The organism is Enterocloster citroniae (assembly GCF_040545455.1).
GTDB lineage: Bacteria > Bacillota > Clostridia > Lachnospirales > Lachnospiraceae > Enterocloster > Enterocloster citroniae.
Window position 1 is genome coordinate 47,813 of sequence record NZ_JBEPLZ010000031.1, and the last position, 6,070, is coordinate 53,882.

At 46.7% G+C, this 6,070-nt stretch carries 5 protein-coding genes; all 5 read right to left on the reverse strand.

The features are described 5' to 3' along the window. Nucleotides 1-150: 150 nt before the first annotated feature. Entirely contained in the window at nucleotides 151-795 is a 645-nt protein-coding gene (gene kdpC, locus ABID13_RS25535; RefSeq protein WP_007857946.1) for a K(+)-transporting ATPase subunit C, read from the reverse strand. A gap of 36 nt (nucleotides 796-831) precedes the next feature. Continuing rightward, nucleotides 832-2,919 carry a potassium-transporting ATPase subunit KdpB gene (kdpB, locus tag ABID13_RS25540; protein WP_048930334.1) on the reverse strand — a complete coding sequence of 696 codons (2,088 nt, stop codon included), beginning with the start codon at nucleotides 2,917-2,919 and terminating at the stop codon, nucleotides 832-834. Between the two features lie 19 nt (nucleotides 2,920-2,938). Beyond that, nucleotides 2,939-4,651, reverse strand: a complete 1,713-nt coding sequence (gene kdpA / locus ABID13_RS25545) for a potassium-transporting ATPase subunit KdpA (protein WP_045092567.1) — start codon at nucleotides 4,649-4,651, stop codon at nucleotides 2,939-2,941. 61 nt (nucleotides 4,652-4,712) lie between these two features. Continuing rightward, nucleotides 4,713-4,802: a K(+)-transporting ATPase subunit F gene (kdpF, locus tag ABID13_RS25550; RefSeq protein WP_082082584.1), complete on the reverse strand. Its 90-nt coding sequence runs from the start codon at nucleotides 4,800-4,802 to the stop codon at nucleotides 4,713-4,715. 251 nt (nucleotides 4,803-5,053) lie between these two features. Further along, on the reverse strand, nucleotides 5,054-5,743 hold the full coding sequence (locus ABID13_RS25555; RefSeq protein WP_161797489.1) for a response regulator transcription factor: 690 nt from the start codon (nucleotides 5,741-5,743) through the stop codon (nucleotides 5,054-5,056). Nucleotides 5,744-6,070 lie beyond the last annotated feature (327 nt).

Sequence of the window (6,070 nt, forward strand, 5' to 3'; positions counted from 1 at the left end):
GGATATCCATATTCTTCCTTTACTATACCACAGGAATTATGGGCATTGTTTTAATATTTGCTTACGGTTCCTAAAAGAAAAACGGCAAAAAAGCGGAGGGATGGTTTCCACCCCCTCCGCAATTACCTGCGCCCGCTGCATAAATCATCCCTACTCTCTTGAGATCATGCCCAACGCTTCCGCTATGTCCAGATTACAGCCAAGTACGTTGACTGTCTCTTCACCGAAGATGCCTAATGTCTTACCTGTGGTATTCCTGTCTATGATGGAATTCAGCTCATCTTCTGTCAGGCCCGAGGCTTCCATGACAGCTCCAACCTGTACTCTGGCCCCCTGAACCGTTATATGCGGGTCCAGGCCGGACCCCGATGCAGTCAGGAGCTCAGAGGGTATATCTTCCTGTTTCACACCGGGATGATCTTTCATCCAGGCGGCCAGGTCTGCTTCCACCCGCGCCTTCAGATCCGGATTGGAATTTCCATAATTATAGGAACCGGATGACACACCGCCATAGCTGCCCTCTGCTTTTTCCTCCTCTGTATAGCAATTATAATTGACTGAAGAGATCCTTCCGTGGAAAAAGCGGGAATCCTCAAATTGCTGCCCTACATATTCAGAGCCCACCACCTGTTCCTGGCCGTCCACAGTAACCGTGATCAGGCTTCCGTTTGCCTGTTTTGGGAAAAGTGCCTGCCCGGCCAGGGTTAATGCCGCCGGATATACCACACAGCATAACACGCCCAGCACCAGGGAACATTTAAATGCGCTGTTTAAATACTTCATAACTGATTTCATATTTATCTCCTTCCGGCCGTTTTATTTGCCTTGATTTTATAAGCCTAACAATGCAAGTAACGGTGACACCATGACATCGATGATCTTAATTCCTATAAATGGCACGATCACACCGCCCACTCCATAGATTCCCATATTTTTAAGCAGCATCTTATCAGACCGCATGGGCTTATATTTTACTCCACGCATGGCAATGGGAATCAGGCTGGGGATGATGATGGCATTAAATATAAGCGCCGAAAGGATTGCACTGTATGGGGTTGTCAGCTTCATGATATTCAACATGTTCATCTGCGGAATCACCAACATGAACATTGCCGGTATGATGGCAAAATATTTGGCCACATCATTGGCAATTGAAAACGTGGTCAATGACCCTCTTGTAATCAAAAGCTGCTTGCCTATTTCCACCACTTCCAGGATTTTTGTCGGGTCGGAATCCAGATCCACCATGTTGGCCGCCTCTTTGGCCGCCTGGGTCCCCGAATTCATTGCAAGTCCCACATCCGCCTGAGCCAGAGCCGGAGCATCATTGGTTCCGTCTCCTGTCATTGCCACGATTTTTCCCTCAGCCTGCTCTTTCTTGATTTCAGTAATTTTATCTTCCGGCTTGCATTCGGCGATAAAACCGTCCACACCGGCTTCCTTTGCAATGGTTGCGGCAGTTAGTGGGTTATCACCGGTACACATAATGGTCTTGATGCCAATTTCCCGAAGTCTTGCAAAACGCTCCACCAGCCCCGGTTTTACCGTATCTTTCAAATAAATGACGCCGAGAATACGGTTGTCTCTGCAAACAGTAAGAGGTGTTCCGCCTAATTTTGATATTTCCTCTACAATCGTGTCCAAATCCTTTGGAAGCTTTCCGCCATGGGCGCTCACAAATGCCTTGATCGCCTCTCCCGCCCCTTTTCGTATCCTGGTGCCGTCCTCCAGATCAACTCCCGACATCTTGGATTGGGCTGTAAACTCGATGAAATCCATGTTCTTCTCAACGGAAAGATCGATCCTGCTCCCCATCTTCTTCCCCAACTCCACAATGGACTTTCCCTCAGGTGTTGTATCTTCCAGCGATGACAATACCGCCAAGTCAATCAGTTCCCGTTGATCCGCCCCTGCCACCGGCCGGAAATCCGCCGCAAGGCGGTTGCCAAATGTGATGGTACCTGTTTTATCAAGTATCATTGTATCCACGTCACCACAAGCCTCCACAGCCTTTCCTGACATGGCGATCACATTAAATCTGGTAACGCGGTCCATGCCCGCGATACCGATTGCAGACAGCAGCCCTCCAATGGTGGTAGGGATCAGGCAGACCATCAGCGCAATCAATGTTGCCACCGGAATCTGCACCCCTGAATAAACCGCAAAGGGGTATAGGCACACAATGACGATCAGGAATATAATAGTCAGCCCTACCAGCAATGTGTTAAGAGCGATTTCATTTGGCGTCTTCTGCCTGGACGCTCCCTCTACCAGGGCAATCATTTTATCGAGGAAAGAACTTCCCGGTTCCGCTGCGATTTTTATCTTCAGCCAGTCTGATACCACAGTCGTTCCGCCTGTCACGGAGGAAAAGTCACCTCCGGCTTCGCGGGTAACCGGCGCGGATTCACCCGTGATGGCCGATTCGTCAACAGAGGCAATTCCTTCAATGACCTCGCCGTCATTGGGGATCAGCTCGTTCATCCTGACCATCACCACATCTCCCTTTTTCAGTTCAGAAGCCGGAATGTCCGTCTCTGAACCATCCGGCATCAGCAGATGGGCAATGGTGTCCTTTTTTGTCTTCTTAAGGGTTTCCGCCTGAGCCTTTCCCCTTCCTTCCGCTACTGATTCAGCAAAGTTTGCAAATAATACAGTGATAAAAAGGATGATGGTAACAATAACATTATACGCCCTCAGGGACGCCACGGAAAACCCGTCTCCCATGGCATCTACATCTCCAAACATATTTGGGATAAAACAGAGAAGAAGGGTTATAAAAAATCCTATCTCAACCACAAACATGACCGGGTTCTTACTCATATATCTTGGATCAAGCTTCTGGAATGCCCCCATTATAGAGCTTTTCAGTATATCCTTTGTTATGAATTTTGTTGTTTGCTGTTTCTTGTTTGACATTTGAAATTTCCTCCTTAACTTAACCCATTACCGGGAACCAGACTGTCAGGTGCTCCGCGATGGGTCCCAGCGCCAGTGCCGGAAAGAACGTCAATGCCGCGAATATATATACGACAAACACAAGAATCAATGTAAATATTACATTATCCGTTCTAAGTGTACCGATCGTTTCATTTACCTTTCGTTTGGCAAGAATGCTTCCGGCAATTGCCAGCTGCAGTATAATAGCCGGAAAACGTCCAAAATACATTGCCAGGCCTGCCGTCATGTTCCAGAAAACAGAGTTATCTGCAAGCCCCTCAAAGCCGGATCCATTGTTTGCCGCTGAGGAACTATATTCATACAGTACCTGGGACAGACCGTGGAACCCCGGATTGGTAATCCCCTCAAGGCCGCCTGCCGTGGATACGGCCAGAGCTGAAAAGCCAAGGATCAGCAGCGGATGAATGATAAGGCAGACCGCCACCAGTTTCATCTCCCGCCCTTCTATCTTCTTGCCCAGGTATTCCGGTGTACGCCCAATCATCAGGCCGCTGATAAACACCGCCAATATGACATACATGACCATGTTCATCAGGCCTACGCCCTTTCCTCCAAATACACAGTTGAGCATCATATGGAGCAAAGGTACCAATCCTCCTAACGGCGTCAGTGTATCATGCATGTTATTAACGGTTCCGGTTGTAAATGAAGTGGTCGTAGTGGTGAATAACGCTGACTGGGCAATTCCAAACCGCACTTCCTTGCCTTCATAGGATCCCATATCCTGATTCAGGCCCACGCCTGCAAGGATGGGATTACCTGCTTTTTCAGATACATAGCAGACTGCCAGGCCTGCCATGAAGATAATGGCCATTGCTGCAAACACAGTCCTGCCCTGTTTCCCGAAGATAGTCTTCTTCCCCAGCTCCCTGCGCTTGTCGGCAATCATACGGCCAAAAGCAATCACACAAGCACCCGGAAGGATCATCATGGAATAAAGCTCTGCAATATTTGATATGATCGTAGGGTTTTCCAATGGTGTGGATGAGTTGGCTCCCAGAAATCCACCTCCGTTTGTTCCCACATGCTTAATGGATTCCAGCGCTGCAATGGGTCCCGTTGCAATATCCTGGAGTTTTCCCTCCATTGTATGTACCGTAAAATTTGACTGGAAGTTCTGCGGTGTACCCTGCCAGATCAAAATCAGTCCTACTATAAATGCAATGGGAATCAGGATACGTGTGGTGTTCCTGACCATGTCTTCATAAAAATTACCCATAGGTCTCCCGGACATGCCGCGGCAGAATGCCATACAGGCTGCGTATCCGGTTGCCGCCGAGGTGAACATCATAAATATGATGACAACCACCTGGCTCAGGTAGGTCAGGCCGGATTCGCCGGAGTAATGCTGAAGGTTCGTGTTGGTCATAAATGAAATGATCGTGTTATAGGAAAGGGTGGGTTCCATTGCCCCAATTTTATTGGGATTCAGGAAAAGCAATCCCTGCAGCCTTAAAACCAAGTAACCGATCAATATCATAACTGCATTTGTCATAAGCAGGTTAAGGGCATAGGTTTTCCAGCTCATATTCCCCCGCTCAATGCGGCAGACCTTATAAATCCGATTGTCGATCCGGTCAAATACAGGATCAGCAAATGTCTTTTGTTTTGTTGCCACATGATACAGATAAATTCCCACAGGAACCACCAAAACCATGTAAATGAGCAACGTCATCAATATCTGAAACATCTCTATTCTTCCTCCTCTTAATCTGTTGTGCACTCCCGGAGACTCCGAGGGTACACCTGTCTTACAGCTTTTCCGGATACACAAGCGCATACACCAGATATGCAGCCATTCCTGCAATGATGATCCCTAAGATAATCATACGATTCCTCACTCCTTTTTTATTCCGTCCTTTAAAATCCCGAACCGCCTTACTGCTTCTCCTTTGGATCCACCTGGGATTCACACCAGTCCACAAACAGCTTCATCAGCACGCAGCTGGCTAATATGGTGCCAACCATACAAATATCCATCATTTACATTTCCTCCTTCATATACGTTGCAACTGTTTTCGTATTGTAGCATCAAACCATATAAAAATTCCAATGGGATTCCCCCTATTGCTTATAAATATTTCATAAAGCATTATTCTACCAATCGGTATCCCGCTCCTTCAACAGTTTGGATAAAACGTGGATTTTGATAGTCGTCATCTATTTTCTTTCGGACTGTCCCGATATAAACCCTTATCTTCCGGATATCCACTTTGAGGCTTTTCCCCCACACAGCATCGTTAATGTCTTCATAGGTCATCAGGCGCCCTCTGTTGTTGATGAGGACTGACAGCAGCCTATATTCCGTAGGCGTCAAATGCACACTCCTGCCATGGACAATGACTCTCATCTTTCCGAAATCAACGGTCAGATATCTCATCTTGAATATGGGCTGTTCCTGTGTGTCCTCAACCAGCATTCTGCGCCTGCACCTTGCTCTTATCCTGGCAAGAAATTCTCCCTCGCCAAATGGTTTCCTGATGTAATCATCCGCACCGCATTCCAATGCCTCGATCACGATTGCATCCTCCCCTTTCATAAATGATGTTGCAATAATAGGTATCTGTGACACACTCCGTACATCCCTTATGAATTCCAGGGCCCCATAGTCCTCCAGCATCATGTCCAAGATAATCAGATCCATTGAACTGTTCCTTAAAACAGACCAGCCAACCTTACCCTTATCTGTCAATACGCATTGATACTTATGCTTTTCAAGAAAAGACCCCATGTACTTTTGCACCTGGGAATCACTTTCAATCACTAAAATCCGTTCAAACACAATCCACATGCCTCCCTATTGCTGTCAAACATGGTAAATACTGCCCTAATACCATAACAAATAAGCATATAAAGAAGCCATACGGCTTTTGCTCATGACAATAAATATTGTATAAGCGCTGAGATATGGCCTGTTCGTCATAACGTCCTGATATGTGAAAAACAAAAAAGAGGCTATAAAAGCCTCTTCAAAATCTTTTAAAATTTAAATAAACCCCTGTAAACACAGGGGTTCAGACTGTAGACAACTAGCCTCCTAATAGGAGGCGGTTGTCTTTTTTCTTTCACTCAGGATTTCGATGTAGTATAATAGTACTATACGAAAGTG

Coding starts and splice junctions, on each gene's coding strand:
- kdpA (WP_045092567.1), bottom strand. CDS start 4,651: ATGTTTCAGATATTGATGACGTTGCTCATTTACATGGTTTTGGTGGTT.
- kdpC (WP_007857946.1), bottom strand. CDS start 795: ATGAAATCAGTTATGAAGTATTTAAACAGCGCATTTAAATGTTCCCTG.
- kdpB (WP_048930334.1), bottom strand. CDS start 2,919: ATGTCAAACAAGAAACAGCAAACAACAAAATTCATAACAAAGGATATA.